Here is a 16,824-nt window from a genome sequence, read left to right on the forward strand (position 1 = left end):
GACTGGGACGTTTCGGGCGCCAATCATCACGGCGCCCGCATCAACTCCCTGGCCCGCGACAGCAACGGCTGTGCCTGCCGTGTCCGATTCCGGGTCAGCATACTGTCGGCCATGGCCAGGTAGGCGTCGGACAGTTGCTGGCGGATATCCGCCAGGGGCTCGAAGGAGGGGGGCAGTCGGTTCAGTACCGCGATCATTTCCTCGTAGACCTTGTCCAGCTGGTCACGGCTGCCGGCATTGGCGATCTCGTCGCGCCAGCGTTCGAAACGGTCGGCGTAGAAGTCCTCCGCCGCCTTGGCCGGGAACACCGCTTGGTCGTTGCCGTTGGCGATCGCCGCGTAATAGGTGCCCAACTCCTTGATGGACGACTCCATGGATGCGGCTCGGGTCAGCTTCTCGGCAACCCCGGGCTGGTCGGCGAACAGCTGCTCGCCCAGGATCAGCAGGCGGGCCAGGGCGGCGTCGTTGTCGGAGTCCAGGGCTTCCGTGAGTTGCTGGTCGAACTGTTCCGTGGCCTGCTCCGAGGGTGCGGCAGGGGCTGCTCCGATCAGTTGCAGGTCCCGGGTCAGTTCGGTGACATCCTCCCAGGCCTGCTGGCTGCGATAATCCCCTTCGTCCAGACGGGTGGTCAGTTCGTCACCCAGCGCGGCTTCCAGGGACTGGCGGCGGCGGACAATCCGTGTTTCCAGTTCCGCCAGTTGGTGGTCCCGGGGGTAGACTCGCTGGGCTTCTGTCAGCAGATCCAGGGCGGCGGGGATGTCGGGCAGTTCCTGCCCGCTGCGGCCGCCGACGAGGATGCCGTTGATCTGCGACAGGTACCATTCCAGCAGGCTACCGGACTGTTGGCGCAGGATGCCGTTGCGCTCCAGGGAGGGCAGGGTATCCACCTCCTGTAGCAGTTGTTCCGGCGGCAATCCGAGGATCCGGCTGATGTTGGCCTGGTGCTCGTCCTTTTCCGCCAGAGCCTGCTCCGCAGCCATGGCCCGGGTGTATTGCTGGTGCCAGAGGAAACTGGCTCCCACCGCCGCGGCAATCACCAGTACCGAGGCCGCCCAGGGTTGCCAGCGAAGCGGCTCCATGCGCCGTTGCAGCAGTTCCAGGGAGCTGTAGCGCGGGTCGTAGCGCAGGTTGCGCTTGACCACGCGCCAGAAGCGGTGAGGCATACTCTTGGGTTTCTTGAGCTTGTAGCTGCCCAGTTCCTCCAGGCTCAGTTTCTGCCGGTCGAAGGGGTGCCGGGACGACAGCAGTTCATAGCTGATACAGGCCAGGGCGTAGAGGTCATCCTGGGGCGACGGGTCCTTGCCGTCGATCAGCTCCGGCGAGGCGTAGGCCGGTGTATAGCCGTAGATGGAGGTCTCGTCCTCGGTACGGGGGTTCAGGTAGTCCTCCGGCTGCTGGGCCTGGAGGGCCCGGGAGACGCCGAAGTCCAACAGCTTGATGCGCCCCTCGCGGGTAAAGAAGATATTGGACGGCTTCAGGTCGGCGTGCACGATGCCCTGACTGTGGGAGTACTCCAGCGCCTCCGCCACCTGGCGCAGTACCGCCACACAGCCTTTCCATTTCAGCCCGTTGGGCTTGGCCCGCTGGATGATGCGGGACAGGGGCTCGCCCTCCAGCATTTCCATGACCAGGAACCAGGTATCCCCATCGTGGTTTAGGTCGTGGATGCGGATGATGTTGGGGTGCGACAGGCGCTTGGACTTGGCGGCCTCCCGGGCCAGCAGGCTGCGGGCGCCGGGGTCGCGGGTCAGGCTGGTGCGCAGGATCTTCAGGGCCACCAGGCTGTCCCGGGAGCCGGACTTCTCCAGGTTCTGGTCCACGGCCTTGTAGACATCGCTCATGCCCCCGGAGGCAATCAGCGACACGATCCGGTAGCGGCCATTCAGGACAAGCCCCAGGCGCTTGTGGCGAGGACTTTCCGGCGCGTCCTGGTCCCGTTCCCCCTGGGGCTGGAAGCCCGGGTTATGGGTTTGGGTGCTGTCGTCAAGAATGGTGTCGTTGGCGTCCATCCGGAGATCCTTACCGCTCTTCATCCATGGATTAGCGCCGGAGACCTGCGGAACTAGGGTGGCAGACTCCACGGCGCCTGTAACTGCCCGGGCGCTGCCTTGGTCCGGCGTATTATTCATGCCGGCCGGGCAACTCGCACCGGTTGTTGCTGGTGACGTCAATCAGGGAGGCTGCAAGGAGGGGCCGGGCCAGCGTACTGAGTCGGCATGGTCACGCAGACGGGTTCTTGAATGGCCTGGTGACGATTCCTCATGCTCCCTGAGGATTAAACTTCCTGAAAGTCGAATGCTATTCAGGTTGAGTGCATCAAGTCAAGCGGCCTGCTTTCCTTAAAGGTCGGTAATGTGACGCATCTCCAGTTATGGTTGATCAGGCGATCCCAGCCCGGGACAACCGTGATTGACATTGGCGGGGACACTGAATAATCTCTGTGCGGTCGGTCACCCGGAGCCCTTCGGGCGTCACCGGTTCACCCAGGATGTACCTGCGTCGCAGGTCGGGAATGCGCGCCAGCCGCCAGGCTGTCGGGCCAGGACAGATGTCAAAGGAAGGATAGGCTCATGGAACTCGAGCTCGCCATCACCAGTTATCAGCGGCTTTCACCCGCCGTTACCTCCATCAGACGGTTCGCGCCGGGGCAGACCTGGGTGGTCGGTCGTTCGGACTCCTGCGACTGGCACCTGCCGGACCCGGGCAAGGTGATTTCCTCCCGTCACGCCGAAATCCGTTCCGAAGGCGGGCGTTTCCTGATTCGCGACACCTCCACCAATGGCGTCTTTATCAACGACGGCCAGGAGCCCCTGGGGCGCGACGCCGAATCACCGATCCGGCACGGCGATCGCCTGCGTTTTGGCGATTATGAGATCGCCGTGAGCATTGCCGGCGCGGACACCCCGTCAGACAGTGCCGTCCAGGCGCCATCCGCTGCCCCTCGGCAGCCTGAGTCCTCGCCATCCCCTTTGGCCAGTGGGCTGTCGGACCCGATTGCCGAGCCGGCCAAGCCTGAGCAGGACAGCAGTGACATGAATGCGGTTCTGGCGTCCGGCCTCAACGAACGATTCCTGGGTGACAGCCATGTGGATATGCCCAAGGCGGAAATTCCGGACCAGTGGGACTGGGGAGCCGTGTCCGGACCCGACGAGGAACGGGAACGCACCACCAGAACGCAGGTTGATCAGTTGCAGGCCCTGCTGGACGGTCTGGGGCTGGGGGGCATGGAATCCGCCTCGCTGACAACGGACCAGTGCCGTGCCCTGGGGAATCTGACCCGGACCCTGCTGGATCGACTGCTGGACCTGCTGCATATGCGGGCCCGTCAGAAACAGCAGCTTCGGGTCAAACAGACGCTGTTCCAGCGCAGCGAGAACAATCCCCTGAAATTTTCAGCCACCTCCAGTGATGCCCTGGAAAGCCTGCTTTTCCGCCGGCACCCGTCCTTCCTCGGTCCCGAGGAAGCGGTGTCCCAGGCATTCAGTGATGTGGTCAATCATGAACGCGCCCTGCTCGTGGGCGTGGAAGAAGTGATCCGGGACATCCTGCAGCCCCCCTCTGGCAGTGAGGAGAGCGGGTTGTTCCAGAAACGCAAGGCACTGGCGGCGGTGCATCAGCGGCGCCAGCAGCACCTGCAGGAATACGGTGATGCCGACCGTATGCTGCGCAGCGATACTTTTGTGGACGCCTATGAAGTGGCGGTGAGTCGTAGTGAAAGGGAGTAGTCAGACAATGCGATGGTTTCAGTGTTTGTTCCTTGTCGGTGTGGTGCTTTTGAGCGGCTGTACGGTGGCCAATTATGTGGTCGACCCGTATACCCGAATGAGCTTCCAGGCCAGCGACGACATCAACCCGGATGGTTCCGGGCGGGCGTCACCACTGGTTATCCGGATCTACGAGCTGCGCAGCGTGGACACCTTCCGCAGTGCCGGCTTCTTCGATCTGTACGACGAGCCCGAAGGAGTCCTCGACCGGGATCTGCTTTCCATGAGCGAGGTGGTACTGCGGCCGGAACTGGTGGAAAAACTGCCGGAAAAAAGGCTGGATGAGAACACCCGCTATATCGGCATCGTGGCGGCCTTCCAGAACATCGACGACGCCGAGTGGAAGATGATCCTGGATGCGAACCCCCAGGGGTACAAGGACATAAAAATTGCCGTTGATGGTCTGGAGATGACCCGGGTCCGCGACTGAGTCGCGCCACCAGAACCGCGAAGTTTTACACACGAAAGGACAGCACATCATGGAACGATTGGCCAAGGTCGCCTGGTCTGAGGGCATGTTGCTCAGGCCCCAGCATTTCCAGCAGCAGGACCGGTTCCTGTATCACGCTGCCTGCCAGCGGCACAATCTGATGAACCCCCACGGCTACGGGGTGCGGGAACTGGTCATGGACCAACAGGCCCCGGCCCTGGGCCAGATCAGCCTGGTGAAGGTCACCGGCATCTTTCCCGACGGCATGCCCTTTGCGTTTGACCAGAGCGACGGCCTGGAACTGGAAGTGCCCGGTGACGCCCGGGACGAACTGGTCTGGCTGGCGGTGCCCACCGAGCGCCAGGCCGGCGTTAACATCGCCGTTCAGGACCAGGGGCAGGTGGCCCGGTATATGTTCCAGGAAAGCAGCGTGCAGGACGACTCCGATGAGAGCGGTGAAGAGGAAACCCTGGGCCTGGCCCGCCTGAACCCCACCTTGCGCATGGGCCGTGAGGACCTGTCCGGCTACGCCGCCATCCCGGTGGCCCGGGTGGTGGAGGTCATTGCTGACAAGGAAGTGCGGCTGGATCGTAACTTCATGCCGCCATGCCTGGATGTGGAGCGAATTGCGCCGTTGTCCTCCCTGGTGCGGGAGTCCCTGGCCATGGTGAAGCAGCGGGCCAAGGCCCTGGCCGGGCGTATGCAGAAGGGCGCCGAGCAGTCCACCACGCTGTTCGATGTGCTGATGCTGCAGACCCTCAACCGCTGGCAGCCCACCCTGGAACACCTCAAGGACAGCCCGCTGGTCCATCCCGAGCGGTTCTACGAGCTGGTGGTCACCCTGATTGGTGAGCTGGCCACTTTCACCCGCGCCGAGAAGGTGCCCCCCAAGCTGCCGGAATACCGCCACGACCGGCTCACCGAAACATTCGGAGACCTGGCGGCGGCGCTGAGCCAGTCCCTGAGCACGGTACTGGAGCAGACCGCCGTGGCCCTCAAGCTGGAAGAGGCCCAGTTCGGCATCAAGGTGGCACCACTCACGGACAAGTCCATGCTGGAGTCCGCCCAGTTCGTGCTGGCGGTGCAGGCTGACCTCACCACCGAGGATATTCGCCGCCGTTTGCCGGCCCAGATCAAGCTGGGACCGGTGGAGCATATCCGCGACCTGGTCAACAACCACCTGCCGGGTATCGGTATCAGCGCACTGCCGGTGGCGCCGCGACAGATCCCGTTCCACGCCGGTTATCATTACTTCCTGCTGGACAACAAGAGCGACCGTTGGGAGCAGCTGAAGCAGAGTGGCGGCCTGGCGCTGCATGTGTCCGGCAACTACCCCGGACTCAAGCTGGAACTCTGGGCCATCAGGCAGTAGCCCGTTTCAGGGACGTTGAGCATCAGACAGGGACGATGACATGAACGACAGTACCGTAATCAAACCGAGGCCGGGGGCCCGGCAGGTAGAGCCGAGGCCCGACCGACCGTCCGCCGACGATGACCGCACCCTGCTGTCATCACCGTCCGGCGGCGTCACCGATGGGGGTTATCCCACCGAATCGGCCAGTCGCTTCCGGCTGCCATCCACCCAGTTGGGGCCGATCTGCGACGAGGCATCACGCCTGCTGTCGGTGGCCAACCGCCTGTCCCGTGCGGAAGGCGTGGAAGACATGACCCACCTGCGGCGCCAGTGCATGGACCTGGTGCGTGAATACCGGACGGCCCTGAAGGCGGCGGATCAGAGCCCGGAAACCGTCGATGTGGCGTCCTACTGCGTCTGCGCCCTGCTGGACGAGATCGTGCTCAACAGCACCTGGGGGCAAAGCGGCCAATGGGCGGCGGCATCGCTGTTGTCGGAGTTCCACTCCCAGACCTGGTCCGGCACCCACTTCTTCGAGCTGGTGGACAAGGCCCGCCGCACCTCCAACATCCCTCTGATGATGCTGCAGTACCTGTGCCTGTCCCTCGGGTTCAAGGGGCGTTACCGGGTGGAGGAACGGGGCGAGGAGCAACTGGATATCCTGCGGGACTGTCTCTACCACGAGATCTGCGCCGATCAGGGCCGCTTCACCACCCCGTTCGACCGTGGCTGGGAAGACCGGGTGACCCCCGGAACGGGCCTGACCCACGGCGTGCCCCTGTGGGTGGGGGCGGCCATCTGCGCGGTGGCCCTGCTGCTGGGTTACCTGTGGCTGACCCACCAACTCAATGCCTATGCCGAGCCGGTGCTGGCGGACCTGAATCAGGTCGGCATTCCGGAGCGCCCTGCCGAGGAGGGGCCGGGTAATCCGGACGACCTGCGATACCTGCGGCAGATGCTGCAGACCGAGATCGACCGGGGGCTGGTGGAACTGGACGGCGAAGGTTCCGGTACCCGCCTGCGTATCGGTAACGAAGCGCTGTTCGCGCCCGGCGGTGTGGATGTCAGCGAAGACATGGTCCCGGTGATCAGCAAGATTGCCCGGGCCCTGGAATCCACCAGTGGATCCATCCTGGTGACCGGCCATACCGACAACCGGCCCATCGCCACCAGCCAGTATCCATCCAACTGGCACCTGTCGCTGGCGCGGGCCACCTCGGTGTCGGACATGCTGGGGCGCAACGGCAACCTCAAGGGCCGGCTGTGGCCGGAAGGCCGCGGTGAAGCCGAACCGCTGTTCAAGAACGATACCGCCGAGAATCGCGCCCGCAACCGTCGCGTGGAAATCCTACTGGTACCGGAAACTTAAGGAAGAGGTCTGAGTTATGGCATGGATTCGCCGGATAACCGGTTTTATCACCTGGCGCAGGGTATTCCTGTTCCTGGGCCTGCTGGCCCTGGTGCTGCTGATCTGGTTCGGTGGCCCGCTGCTGGCCATCGCCGACTACAAGCCCCTGGCCTCGGTCACGGCACGGCTGGTGTTCCTGCTGAGCCTGGTCATCGTGTTCCTGGCGGTCAGCCTGTGGCGGGCCCGCCGTCAGCGCAAGGACAACGAAAAGGTCGTCACCGAGATGATGGCGGGCAACGAGCAGGACGAGCTACTCAAGGAGGAAATGGAAACCCAGCGCAACAACCTGCGCAAGGCCCTGGCGCTGATGAAGCAGTGGAAGCCGGGTCGCTTCCGTTCCGTCTACGAGTTGCCCTGGTACATGATCATTGGCGCCCCCGGCTCCGGCAAGTCCACTGCACTGCTCAACTCCGGGCTGGAGTTCCCGCTCAAGAGCGAAATGGGGCTGGACTCGGTCAAGGGCGTCGGCGGTACCCGTTACTGTGACTGGTGGTTCACCAACCGCGCCGTCATCATCGATACCGCCGGTCGCTACACCACCCAGGAGTCCGGCGACAAGCGGGATGCCAAGGGCTGGAAGTCGTTCCTGGGGCTGCTGCGCAAGTACCGCTCCCGTCAGCCCATCAATGGCGTGATCCTGTCGGTGAGCGTGGCCGACCTGCTGGAGCAGACCCCCACCGAGCGGCAGTTGCACGCCCGGGCCCTGAAACAGCGGGTGCAGGAGCTGCGCAACCGTCTGGGCGTGGTATTCCCGGTCTACGTGCTGCTTACCAAGTTCGACCTGCTGGAAGGCTTCTCCGATACCTTCGCCATGCTCTCGGAGCAGGAGCGGGAGGAAGTCTTCGGCATTACCTTCGACCTGCATTCGGTCCGCGATCCGGAGCAGCTTCCGGCCAGCTTCGAGCAGGAGTTCGATGGCTTGCAGGAGCGCCTGAGTCACTTCCTGCTGCATCGGCTGCAACAGGAACGTACCCCGGAAACCCGTCGGCGTATCTACCAGTTCCCCAAGCAGGTGGCTCTGCTGAAGGCACCGCTGTGGAACCTGATGAAGGAAGTGTTCTTCCCCTCCGCCTATGAGGACGTGCCGTTGCTGCGGGGCATATACCTGGTGTCGTCGGAGCAGGACGGTCGCACCAGCGACAAAGTGTCCTCGCTGGTGGATCGCCAGCTCCGGTTGAACGTGCCGGGCCACGGGCGTCCCGGCAATGGCCTGCCCAGCGACGGTTTTTTTCTGCATCGCCTGTTCGACAGCATCATCTTCTCCGAGTACGGCCTGGCCATGGCCGATGGCGCCAAGGACCGGCGGTACCGGCGCCTACGTCAGGTGGCGGTGGCCGCCATGGTGCTGATAACCGCCGGCATCGGCGCTTCCTGGTACCTTGAGTACCAGTGGAACCGGGACCTGATTGCCACCTACCGTGGCGATATGGACCAGCTCCAGGACGACATGAATCGTCTGGAAACCAGTGATGGCAACTGGCTGGTGCTCAACGACACCCTGAACACCGCCGCCCACATGCCCGGAGTGATGGGGACCCCGTTACCTGAAGGCGGCAACTATCCGCTGGGGTTCTTCCATAACGGCGCGTTGGCCCAGGCGGCGGAAGGGGCCTATGGGCGTCTGTTGCAGTATCGCTTTGCGGACGGACTTCGCCAGTCCATGGAAGGCGAGATTGCCGCCAACCTGGGCAACCTGGATTACCTCTACGAGAGCCTGAAGACCTACCTGATGGTCAGTAACCGCGAGCATTTCGAGCAGGTACAGGTGGACGCCTGGTTCGAGTTCATGCTGTCGCGGCAGATTCCCGGAGAGGTCAACCGGCCGTCACGGGAGGAGCTTGGCAGGCACCTGGGGCAATACCTGGCCCTGAATCACACGATCCCGGCGGACCGGGAACTGGTCTCCCGGGCCCGCGGTGAACTGACCGCCATGCCCCTGGACGAGCGGGCCTACCAGCGCATCCGCGCCGATGCCCTGGGGGCGGGACTGCCGGAGTTCACCGTCAACAAGGTGCTGGGTACCGTGGCCGAGGAGGTCTTTGAACGGCGGTCCGATACGCCCATGCGGGAGGGCATCCCCGGGCTGTATACCGCCAACGGCTACCGTGGCCTGTTTGAAGCGGAACGGGACCAGGTGGTTGGCCATCTGCTGGAGGATTCCTGGGTCTACGGAGAGGAGACGGAGGACTTCCGCAACCTGGATGAGGGGCGCATCAAGCAACTGGTGGAGGATCGCTACTTCCGGGACTACATCCACGCCTGGGAGCAGTTGCTGGCCGACCTGCAGGTGCGCCGCTTCGACAATACCCGTGAGGGTCGTTACCTGATGAGCCTGCTGTCCGGCCCGGAGGCGCCCATTGACCGTCTGGTGGAGGCTATCCGTTTCAATACCCGCCTGTCCGTGGAGGAGGAAATGGACCCGGCGGCCGGGGAGGCTATGGGCAACGCCAGCGACATGGCGCAGGAAGAACTGCGTCGCAAGAGCCGCGCCTTCGATCGCATGAGCCGTATCATGCCGGAGAACATGGTCGCCGAGCACACGTTGACGCCGGTGGACCGGGCCTTCCGCCCCCTCCATGATGTGAGCGAGGAAACCCTGGGCACCATCAAGGACCGGGCAAGGACCATGGCCCGCTACCTGGCGGAGCAGGACCAGGGTATGTCCGAGGCCTATGCCACGGTGTCCCGGTCTGACTTCGACAATGCGGTGAAAACCCTCCACGCGGCCATTGGCAACAGCCAGTCGCCCCAGTTGCAGACCTGGCTGGGCGAAGTGCCCGGGGATGCACGGCGGCTGGTCAAGGTGTCCTCCACCCGGCGGGTGAATGACATCTGGCGGTCCAATGTGTACCGGGAGTATCAGGACGCCATCGCGGGACAGTATCCGCTTGCCCCCCAGGCGGACGCGGAAGTCGCCCTGGCGGATTTCGCCGCCTTCTTCGGCTATGGCGGCGTGCTGGACACCTTCTTCCAGGACCATGTGGCCGAGCATGTGGACACCAGCACATCGCCCTGGTCGTTGTCGCCGGCGGCGGGTATCCGTCAGTCCAGCCTGCAGGTGTTCCTGCAGGCAAGGCGCATCCGCGAGGCCTTTTTTATCAATGGCACCCAGACACTCAAGGCGTCCTTCACGCTCAAGCCGGCCTACCTGGACGGCCGGGTGGCCAAGCTGCAGTTGAGGATCGGCGACCAGACCCTGGGCTATCGTCACGGTCCCCCGCGGACTGTGGCCTTCGACTGGCCGCTGCAATCCGGGTCGGGCGTACGGGTGACCATGACCCGTGGGACGGGAACCGATACCGCCATCCAGGCAAACTTCGATGGTGACTGGGCCCTGTTTCGCTTCCTCGGTGCCTATGGTGGTCTGTCGGGCTCCGGTCGCAGCCGCAACGTGGACATCCTGTCCGATGGTTACCTTGCCACCCTGGAACTGACACCGGATTCGGTTAAGCACCCGTTCGACCTGTCGGTGCTGAACAGCTTCCGGCTGCCATCGAGACTCTGATAATAACGAGGACAAGCCATCATGAGTTGGGGATACATGGGAAAGGTGCCGGGTCGGGGAGACTTCCTCACCCACAATGTGCACCCGGAAATCCGCGACCTGTTCTTCGAGTGGTGTCAGGCCAGCCTGGCGGTCAGTCGTGACCAGTTGGGGGATAACTGGATGGACGCCTACCTGACAGCGCCCATCTGGCACTTCTGTGCCGGGCCCGGCGGCATGGCGGAAACCGGCGTGGTGGGTACCATGATCCCCTCCGTGGATCGGGTGGGTCGCCATTTCCCGTTCCTGGCGGTGGCGGACTACGGCGGTGTGGCCATGGATGCCTGGCGTCACCCGGACTGGGCGGCGGCCATGGAGGATTGTATCCTGGCGGTGCTGGACGACGGCTGGGAGGAAGAACCCTGGCGCCAGAAACTGGTGGATGTGGCACTGCCCGCGTCCGACAGCAGCCGTCTGGCGTGGCCGGTTACCGAAGGCAACCTGATGATTCCGGGCGCGGCCCGGGAGTCCGAATGGCTGGATGCCCTGTTGCGGCGACAGAACGGGTTGGCTGTCTGGTGGACGCAGGGCTCGGCATTCGTGGAGCCGGCCACCCTGCTGACCGATGGCCTGCCCAAGGTTGGGCAATTTGCAGCGATGATGGTGGGAAAGTGGCAGAATCATGGTTGGCAGCAGGCAGAACTTGAGGAGCAGTAACACCATGCAGGCGGAGTCCGTGGCGTTTACCCATCGGGGAGCGGTCCGTGAACACAACGAAGATGCCTTCGTTGAGTTCACCGACAGTGGTCTCTGGGTGGTGGCGGACGGCATGGGGGGGTATCGCGCCGGGGATGTGGCCAGTCAACTGATCTGTGACACGGTTACCAGTGCCCGGCGGCGACATGACGGTATGCTGGGCAAAGTTGAGCTGGAGCAGGCAATCCAGCAGGCCAACCAGCGTATCCGGCGATTCGGTCGTGAAGAACTGGGTGGCCAGACCCTGGGGTCCACGGTGGTGGCACTGTTGATCGAAGGGGACGCGTACCACCTGTTCTGGGCCGGCGACAGTCGCTGTTACCGGCTCAGGGACAACGAGATGACCCAGCTTTCCCGTGACCACAGCCAGGTGGCTGATATGGTGGAACAGGGAGTGCTGGACGAGCGTGAAGCGGAACGCCACCCGCTGGCCCATGTGATCACCCGGGCCCTCGGTGTGGATGACAGCCTGACCCTGGACTACCGGTCCGGTCAGGTGGAACCCGGCGACTACTTCATGCTCTGCAGTGACGGTGTCAGCAAGGAGCTGGAAAATGCCGAGATCAGGGAGTTCCTGAACGGCGGTCCGATCCACGACGTCAGTCAGGCAATGATGCACTCACTGCTGATTAAGAAATGCAATGACAACATCACCTGTATCATTGTTAAAGTACCTGATCGTTGTTATAGTCCAGGCGACGTGACCGGAGGGGACGATGAGACGATCCCGATGAAAGTCCGGTTATCGTAACGTGAAGGAACACGATTGAAGGATCAATGGAGTACGACGGCAGGAAGCCTCATGACAGATCAAACCCCCCATCTTCTGGACATCCCCTCACTACTGGCTGATATCTCCCAGGATCAACCCTGTGGCGACGATACCCGTGAGGACGCCTCTCCCGCATCGCCTTACTTCACCCTGAAGGATCTGCGCAGTCAGGCCCGTGCCCTGGAACGTCAGGTACTCGCCGACGATGAAGTGGTCCAGGTTCCGCAATGGCGTGAAATGGCCCGGGAGATCCCCGTGCTGCTTACCGAGCGTACCAAGGACCTGGAATACGTGGCCTGGCTGATTGAAGCCCTGTGTCGCGAGCACGGTTTCGTCGGTCTGGCGGATGGCTTCATGCTGGCCCGGGAACTGCTGCTGAACCACTGGGATAACCTCTATCCCGCCCCCGACGAGGAAGGGTTTGCCACCCGCATTGCGCCTCTGGTGGGCCTGAACGGCCTGGATGCCGAAGGTACCCTGATCCAGCCGATCCTCTCGGTGCCCCTGTTCCAGTCCGACGATGGCGGTTCCTTTGCCACCTGGCACGCCGAGCAGGCCGCCGAGGTTGGCCGCCTGGACGAAGAGCGGGCCCTCAACCGCATCAAGGCGGGTGCTGCCTCCCCGGATGAGCTTACGACAGCGGTTGCCAGTACACCGGTCGAGGAACTGGCCTCTACCCGCGAGGCTATCCATCGCGCCCAGCAGGCCTTCAGTGAATTGTCCGATGTGATGGACGAGGTGATGGGCGAGCCGCAGCCCACCACCAATGTCCGGCAGGCCCTGGATCGTTGCCTGGCTGTGTTGTCCCATCACGCCGGTGCACGTATCGATGAATGGACCCGGCAGCATGCCCCCGAGCCCGTCGCCGAAAGTGGCGTGGACAGCGATACCGACTCCGCTGAGGAAGCGTCCGATGGCGCCGCGCCGGCCCGCAAGGTGGATCCGGTGCAGGTGGCTATTGAAAGCCGGGCCGAGGCGTTGGCGGAGTTGCGCCGGCTGTCGGATTTCTTCCTCAAGACCGAACCCCATTCCCCGGTGTCCTATGCCATTCGCCAGGCCGTGCGCTGGAGCGACATGTCATTGCCGGAATTGATGCAGGAACTGATTGACGACGGTGGCGCCCGCGATGGGTTCTACCGTCTGACCGGAGTGCCGGCCCCCGAGCCGCGGGAGTAAATAGCGGCACCAGAGGGCCTGATCACAGGCTCGCTAACCAGTGAAGCGCTACAGGAGACAGAGACATGGACAGCATTCACGACAAACTATCCAGGGTCCGGAAACCCCGGGTACACATTACCTATGATGTTGAAACCGAAGGGGCAATGGTCAAGAAAGAGCTCCCCTTTGTGGTCGGTGTCATGGGGGATTTCTCTGGCAATAACAGTGACAGTCCCAAGCCGCTGAAAGACCGCCGGTTTATCCAGATCGACCGGGACAACTTCGACGACGTCCTGCGCCGTATGGCTCCCAAGCTCAGGCTGAAGGTCGACAACAAGCTTTCCGATGATGACTCCCAGATCGCCGTTGATCTGGCATTCAACTCCATGGACGACTTCCAGCCGGCTGCCGTGGTTAACCAGGTGGAACCGCTGCGGGAACTGATGGAAACCCGTAACAAACTGCGGGACCTGATGACCAAGGTGGACCGTTCCGAGGAACTGGAAGAGCTGCTGGAGCGGGTCCTGAACAATTCCGACGATCTGCAGAAGCTGAACGCCGATCTTGGTGAGACAGAGGGGGACAAGGAATGAGTGCCGAAACCCAGGCGGCGGAAAACGAAGCCGCACTAGCCGAAGAAGCATCACTGAGTCTGCTGGACCAGGCCATTGGCGCCACCAAGCAGACCGAGAGCGACCGCGCCCGGGAGCTGATCCGCACGCTGGCGGACGAAGCCATGAAGGGCACGGTAACCTGGAACAAGAACCTGACCATTACCTTCCGTCAGGCCATTGCCCAGATCGACAAGCTGATTTCCACCCAGTTATCGGAAATCATGCACCAGGAGGAGTTCCAGCAACTGGAAGGCACCTGGCGTGGTCTGCATCACTTGGTGATGAACTCTGAAACCAGCGCCACCCTGAAGATCCGCATGCTCAACATGAGCAAGAAGGAGCTGCACAAGGATCTGTCCAAGGCGGTGGAATTCGATCAGAGCCAGGTCTTCAAGAAGATCTACGAATCCGAGTTCGGTACCGCCGGTGGTGAACCCTACGGCGCCATGATCGGTGACTACCAGTTCACCAACCACCCGAACGACATCGAGACCCTGAGCCTGATGTCCAACGTGGCGGCTGCCGGCTTCTGTCCGTTCATCTCCGCCGGTGGTTCCGGCCTGTTCGGCTTTGATGACTGGACCGAGCTGTCCAAGCCCCGGGACCTGGAGAAGGTGTTCGAGTCCCTGGAATACACCAAGTGGCGTTCGTTCCGCGAGAGCGAGGATTCCCGCTTCGTGACGCTCACCATGCCCCGGGTGCTGGCACGCCTGCCCTACGGCCAGGCCACCCGTCCGGTGGAGGAGTTCGGCTTCGAGGAATTCGAGGTGGATTCGGATACCGGTATGGCGGTCGAGCCCGACCACGAGGATTACTGCTGGATGAACGCGGCCTATGTCATGGGCAGCCGCATGACCAACGCCTTCGCCAAGTACGGCTTCTGCACCGCGATCCGTGGCGCCGAGGGCGGTGGCAAGGTGGAAGGCCTGCCGGCTCACATCTTCCAGAGCGACGATGGCGACCCGGACCTGAAGTGCCCCACCGAGATCGGCATTACCGACCGTCGTGAGGCGGAACTGAGCAAGCTGGGCTTCCTGCCCCTGTGTCACTACAAGAACACGGATTACGCGGTGTTCTTCGGGGCCCAGACCTGCCAGCGTCCGAAGATCTACGACAACCCGGATGCCACCGCCAACGCGGCCATTTCCGCCCGCCTGCCGTACATGATGGCCACCTCCCGGTTTGCCCACTACCTGAAGGTGATGGCGCGGGACAAGATCGGTTCCTTCATGGAAGCAGAGGACGTGGAACATTGGCTGAACCGCTGGATCCTGAACTACGTGAACGCCTCCGAGGGCGGTGGTCAGGAAATCCGTGCCAAGTTCCCGCTGGCGGATGCCCGGGTGCAGGTGCGTGAGATTCCGGGTCGTCCCGGTTCCTACAATGCCATCGCCTGGCTCCGGCCCTGGCTGCAGATGGAGGAACTGACCACCTCCCTCCGTATGGTCGCCAAGATTCCGGAAATGGGTAACTGATCCTGACGGGTGACACCCCCAACGGGAATCAGGAATGAACGATAAGCAGGGATGCTTTATGGGCGCAGCGATGAGCTTCGTTGACAAGGATTACCTTGACCGCCAGCCACCGGCGAAGGCCCCGGTCATACCGGACCGTGGCTTTGCCGAGCGGCTGGTGGCCGAGGCCGACGATATGCAGGCGCTGTTGCTGCTGCTGGGCCGGACGGATCCGGAAAAGCGGTGGACACGCCCGGATATCACGGCACTGCTGGCCGGCATGCTGGTAAAGCTGGACCGGCTGCTCAACGACCAGATCAATGCGATTCTCCACCACCCGGACTTCCAGTCCCTGGAAGCCAACTGGCGTGGTCTGCAACTGTTGTCGGACCAGGTGGTGGAAAGCGACAGCGAGGGCCTGGTGAAGGTCCGTTTCCTGGACCTGAGCTGGAACCAGTTGCGCAAGGACCTGACCCGGTCCATCGAATTCGACCACTCCCGCCTGTTTGCCAAGATCTACTCCGAGGAGTTCGGCAACCCGGGTGGTGAGCCCTTTGGCCTGTTGCTGGGGGCCTATACGGTCAGCCATCGCACCGAGGGTGGCCAGTCCAATATGGATACCCTCAAGGAGTTGGCGCGGGTGGGTGCGGCGGCGTTTGCGCCGGTGATCGTGAATGCGGACCCGAGTTTCTTTGGCGTCGACCAGTTTGCCGACCTCACCGCTGTCAGCGAGCTGGAGAGCCATTTCAGCCAGCCGGAACTGGTGAAGTGGCAGTCGCTGCGACAGGAAGAGGATGCCCGCTTCCTGGGTTTGGCCATGCCCAGGATCATGTTGCGGGCCCCCCATCTGGGGCCGGGGCAGGGCGTCGAGGGTTTCCGGTTCCGGGAGTCCGGCAGCCAGACCGCCACGGATTACCTGTGGGGGCCGGCGTGTTTCGGATTTGGCTCGGTGGCGATCCGCGCCTTCTGCGAATCCGGCTGGTTTGCCCAGATCCGCGGGTTCCGGGCGGGTCAGGTGGCCCATGGGGTGGTGGATAACCTGCCCTCCATCCAGACAAACACCAGAACCGGGGTGCTCTTTCCCAGTCGCCACGCCGTGGACTGGCAGATCACCGACAGGATGGAGCGGGCTCTGGCGGATGAAGGCTTCCTGCCTTTGTCGCCGTTGGCCAACACCGAGATGCTGGCGTTTCATTCGGTGCCTTCGGTGCAGCAACTGGCGACCTACGAAAAGCCATCGGCCGAAATGAGCGCGCGTCTGTCCGCCATGCTTCACTACACCCTCTGCGTCTCCCGCTTTGCCCACTACCTGAAGGTGATGGGGCGTGACCGGGTGGGCGGCTACCGCACGCCGGAGGACTGTGAGGAGCAACTGCGCAAATGGTTGCGGGGCTACACCATGGCCACCGAAGGTGCTTCGGACGAGATGCGCGCCCGCTTCCCGCTACGGGATGCCCATGTGTCGGTGAAGGCCCGGGCGGGCGACCCTGGCAAGTTCTACTCGGTCATTCGCCTGCAACCCCATTTCCAGATTGATCAACTGGTCACAGGTATGAAGCTGATCACCGAGTTAACGCCTGTTAATCGAATATAATGCGTTGGCTTGCTCCGGCAAGCCATGCAGCCAGGA

12 protein-coding genes are annotated in these 16,824 nt (G+C 62.9%); 11 read left to right on the plus strand and 1 reads right to left on the minus strand.

From position 1 onward, the window contains the following. Positions 1–26 precede the first annotated feature (26 nt). Positions 27–2,009: a serine/threonine-protein kinase gene (locus tag ACJO2E_RS16835; protein ID WP_406965373.1), complete on the minus strand. Its 1,983-nt coding sequence runs from the start codon at positions 2,007–2,009 to the stop codon at positions 27–29. Positions 2,010–2,570: 561 nt separating this feature from the next. Here ACJO2E_RS16835 and tagH point away from each other — a divergent pair. From tagH to tssC (ACJO2E_RS16890), 11 genes are all read left to right on the plus strand, one after another. Further along, a complete protein-coding gene (tagH, locus tag ACJO2E_RS16840) occupies positions 2,571–3,725 on the plus strand; it encodes a type VI secretion system-associated FHA domain protein TagH (RefSeq protein WP_406965374.1) in 1,155 nt (384 codons plus the stop codon). A gap of 7 nt (positions 3,726–3,732) precedes the next feature. Next, complete coding sequence (gene tssJ, locus ACJO2E_RS16845; RefSeq protein ID WP_406965375.1) at positions 3,733–4,194, plus strand: type VI secretion system lipoprotein TssJ; 462 nt, start codon at positions 3,733–3,735, stop codon at positions 4,192–4,194. Positions 4,195–4,243: 49 nt separating this feature from the next. After that, the gene (gene tssK, locus ACJO2E_RS16850) at positions 4,244–5,566 is read left to right on the plus strand and encodes a type VI secretion system baseplate subunit TssK (protein ID WP_406965377.1); all 1,323 of its coding nucleotides are present in this window, start codon (positions 4,244–4,246) and stop codon (positions 5,564–5,566) included. A 40-nt stretch (positions 5,567–5,606) separates the two neighbouring features. Beyond that, a complete protein-coding gene (gene tssL / locus ACJO2E_RS16855) occupies positions 5,607–6,917 on the plus strand; it encodes a type VI secretion system protein TssL, long form (protein ID WP_406965379.1) in 1,311 nt (436 codons plus the stop codon). A 16-nt stretch (positions 6,918–6,933) separates the two neighbouring features. Beyond that, entirely contained in the window at positions 6,934–10,461 is a 3,528-nt protein-coding gene (tssM, locus tag ACJO2E_RS16860; protein ID WP_406965380.1) for a type VI secretion system membrane subunit TssM, read from the plus strand. Between the two features lie 21 nt (positions 10,462–10,482). Further along, positions 10,483–11,157 (plus strand): type VI secretion system-associated protein TagF, encoded by a 675-nt coding sequence (gene tagF / locus ACJO2E_RS16865; RefSeq protein ID WP_406965381.1) that lies wholly within the window; start codon positions 10,483–10,485, stop codon positions 11,155–11,157. Positions 11,158–11,161: 4 nt separating this feature from the next. After that, complete coding sequence (locus tag ACJO2E_RS16870; RefSeq protein ID WP_406965383.1) at positions 11,162–11,947, plus strand: PP2C family protein-serine/threonine phosphatase; 786 nt, start codon at positions 11,162–11,164, stop codon at positions 11,945–11,947. A gap of 51 nt (positions 11,948–11,998) precedes the next feature. Further along, entirely contained in the window at positions 11,999–13,144 is a 1,146-nt protein-coding gene (gene tssA / locus ACJO2E_RS16875; RefSeq protein WP_406965385.1) for a type VI secretion system protein TssA, read from the plus strand. Positions 13,145–13,209: 65 nt separating this feature from the next. After that, positions 13,210–13,719 (plus strand): type VI secretion system contractile sheath small subunit, encoded by a 510-nt coding sequence (gene tssB / locus ACJO2E_RS16880; protein WP_406965387.1) that lies wholly within the window; start codon positions 13,210–13,212, stop codon positions 13,717–13,719. Next, positions 13,716–15,215 (plus strand): type VI secretion system contractile sheath large subunit, encoded by a 1,500-nt coding sequence (gene tssC / locus ACJO2E_RS16885; RefSeq protein ID WP_406965389.1) that lies wholly within the window; start codon positions 13,716–13,718, stop codon positions 15,213–15,215. The genes tssB and tssC (ACJO2E_RS16885) overlap by 4 nt, the downstream gene beginning before the upstream one ends. Positions 15,216–15,249: 34 nt before the next feature. Further along, entirely contained in the window at positions 15,250–16,788 is a 1,539-nt protein-coding gene (gene tssC, locus ACJO2E_RS16890) for a type VI secretion system contractile sheath large subunit (protein ID WP_406965391.1), read from the plus strand. The last annotated feature ends 36 nt before the right edge of the window (positions 16,789–16,824 follow it).

It is taken from the genome of Marinobacter shunpengi (genome assembly GCF_045449695.1).
Lineage (GTDB): Bacteria > Pseudomonadota > Gammaproteobacteria > Pseudomonadales > Oleiphilaceae > Marinobacter.